We start from the raw sequence: 2,887 nt of genomic DNA, 5'->3' as shown, positions 1-2,887 counted from the left end.
CGGGCCGGCCCGCCGCGAAGACACCGAAGGGCGCCGCCCGCATCGCCAGACCGTCGCTCCACGCGTGCCGGTGCTGAGCGGTGATCGGGGCGGCGAGCCCCCTGCGCAGATTCTCCAGCGTGCCGCGCTCGCTGAAGCCCGCCCCGCGGAACGGGCCCTCGTCGAGGTCGGCCAGCCAGTGGTGCCAGGCGTTCTCGACGTGTGTGACGGTCAGCGCCGAACCGTGTCTGGCCAGCAGGAGGCCGGAGAAAATGGCGTACTCCGTGTCGTCGGTCCCCGCCGGGCTGTCCGACACGAAGCCCTCGATACGGCCCCAGCGGCGCCGGATCTCGGAGGGCCGCATGTTCTCGGCGGGCGCTCCGAGCGCGTCGCCGACCGCCAGTCCCAGCAGCGCGCCGCGTGCCCGGTCGCGGACCGCGGCGACCTCGTCGGGGGGTGGATCGGGGGCAATCAACGCCATCGGGTGGCCGCCCTTCCGCGCGCGCACGAGCCTTGTTCCTGCCATCCCTGCCACGCGGGGAGCCCCCGGAGTCTTTGAAACGTCCCTGTCACCCGGGTGACACCCCTTCCGCAGGGCCCGGAAGCCCTCGGAAGACGCCACGAAGCGCCCCGCAACGCACCCGTGACCCGGGCACAATCCACCCCGGAATCCCCCTCCGGACCCTTGGTAAGTACGGCCTTCCTTGCTGGCGGGAGCGCTTTTTCGTGCGTACTTTCGACGACAGGGAGGGGTGGATGCCGGTCCGCGCACGGACCGGGACCCGCTGCCGCAGAAGGAGAGAACCGTGGCCATCATCGAGACCGAAGCCTCACTCCACGAGGCGCACCGCGACAACCACACCCACCGCGATGTCAACGGCGGCTGGCTCCGCCCCGCCGTGTTCGGCGCGATGGACGGCCTGGTCTCCAACCTGGCGCTGATGACCGGCGTCGCCGGCGGCTCCGTCACCCAGCACACCATCGTGATCACCGGGCTGGCCGGCCTCGCCGCCGGTGCCTTTTCGATGGCGGCAGGCGAGTACACCTCGGTGGCCTCCCAGCGCGAGCTGGTCCAGGCCGAGCTGGAGGTGGAGCGGACCGAGCTGCGCAAGCACCCCGCCGACGAGATGGAGGAGCTGGCCGAGCTGTACGAGTCGCGCGGTGTGGAGCCCGCGCTCGCGCGCGAGGTGGCGCGACAGCTCTCGCACGACCCCGAGCAGGCGCTGGAGATCCACGCGCGCGAGGAGCTGGGCATAGACCCGGACGACCTCCCGTCGCCGACGGTCGCCGCCGGGTCGTCGTTCGTCTCCTTCGCGCTGGGCGCGCTGCTGCCCGTACTGCCGTACCTGCTCGGCGCGACCACCCTCTGGCCCGCGCTGCTGCTCGCGCTGGTCGGGCTCTTCGGCTGCGGTGCGCTGGTGGCCAGGGTGACAGCGCGTAGCTGGTGGTACAGCGGGCTGCGTCAGCTCGTCCTCGGCGGAGTGGCCGCCGCGCTCACCTACGGACTCGGCGCGGCCTTCGGAGCGGCCGTCTGACCTGCCCGGGGACCCGGACCGCTGTGACGAACTTCCCGGGTGGCCCCCGAGCGTTTCGGCTCCGGGGATGCGACACTGTGCCAGGCGCCACGTATGTTGCTGTTACCGGACGGTTTCGAGTTGACGACGACCGGGCATGAGCCGTAGGCGCTATGGGCAACGAAGCCTGCACGGCGCACCACGCACCACGACTCATATATCAAGCCTCACCGCCCCAGACGGCCAAGCGGACCCATCCTGCTCCGCCTGTGACTCCCGCACCCGGCACAACGGCGATCGCTACGAGCGATGTCCGCATGCTGGAATGAAGTATCCGCTTCCTGAGAAGCAACTCATCATGTAATCTGCACGAAATTTTTCGGAGGGCCAACGTCGTCCCTCGGTTATCGCATATGCCACGACGACGACGGGAGTGCCGATGCGTATCCACGCCTGGTCGCCCATGGACGGTCGCCCCGCCCCTCAGGGGATGTACGACCCCCGTAACGAACACGATGCCTGTGGCGTCGGGTTCGTGGCCACCCTCACCGGTGAGGCCAACCACGCACTGGTGGAGCAGGCGCTGACCGTACTGCGCAATCTCGAACACCGCGGTGCCACCGGCTCCGAGCCCGACTCCGGCGACGGCGCCGGAATCCTGCTCCAGGTGCCTGACGCGTTCCTGCGTGAGGTCACCGATTTCGATCTGCCCGAGGCCGGTTCGTACGCGGTCGGCACCGCCTTCCTGCCCGCCGAGGAATCCGCCCACGCCGTCTCGGTCATCGAGACGATCGCCGCCGACGAGGGCCTGACACTCCTCGGCTGGCGCGAGGTCCCGGTCGCCCCCGGACTGCTCGGTGCCACCGCACGCGCCACGATGCCGGCCTTCCGCCAGCTCTTCGTCGCCGACGGTACGAGCACGGGCGTCGCCCTCGACCGCAAGGCGTTCCTGCTGCGCAAGCGCGCCGAGCGGGAGGCCGGGGTCTACTTCCCCTCCCTCTCCGCGCGCACCCTCGTCTACAAGGGAATGCTCACCACCGGCCAGCTCGAACCGTTCTTCCCCGACCTCTCCGACCGCCGTTTCGCCACCGCGATCGCCCTGGTCCACTCACGCTTCTCCACCAACACGTTCCCGAGCTGGCCGCTCGCCCACCCGTACCGCTTCGTCGCGCACAACGGCGAGATCAACACGGTCCAGGGCAACCGCAACTGGATGAAGGCCCGCGAGTCGCTGCTCGCCTCGGACCTCTTCGGCGCCGGCAGGCTGGAGCGGACCTTCCCCCTCTGCACACCCGACGCCTCCGACTCCGCGTCCTTCGACGAGGTCCTCGAACTGCTCCACCTCGGTGGCCGCTCGCTCCCGCACTCGGTGCTGATGATGGTCCCCGAGGCGT

2 protein-coding genes and 1 pseudogene are annotated in these 2,887 nt (G+C 70.1%); 2 read left to right on the top strand and 1 reads right to left on the bottom strand.

The annotated features are described in order from the left end of the window. On the bottom strand, positions 1-460 hold a 460-nt coding region (locus QR77_RS48375), incomplete at its 3' end, for an ADP-ribosylglycohydrolase family protein (protein ID WP_040027542.1). Positions 461-785: 325 nt separating this feature from the next. Here QR77_RS48375 and QR77_RS08495 point away from each other — a divergent pair. Continuing rightward, the gene (locus tag QR77_RS08495) at positions 786-1,514 is read left to right on the top strand and encodes a VIT1/CCC1 transporter family protein (RefSeq protein WP_040027541.1); all 729 of its coding nucleotides are present in this window, start codon (positions 786-788) and stop codon (positions 1,512-1,514) included. Positions 1,515-1,932: 418 nt separating this feature from the next. Further along, positions 1,933-2,887, top strand: a pseudogene (locus QR77_RS08490) (glutamate synthase subunit alpha); the annotation flags it as partial.

Source organism: Streptomyces sp. 150FB, from assembly GCF_000818195.1.
Lineage (GTDB): Bacteria > Actinomycetota > Actinomycetes > Streptomycetales > Streptomycetaceae > Streptomyces.
This window is presented reverse-complemented; position numbering and strand designations above follow the sequence as displayed.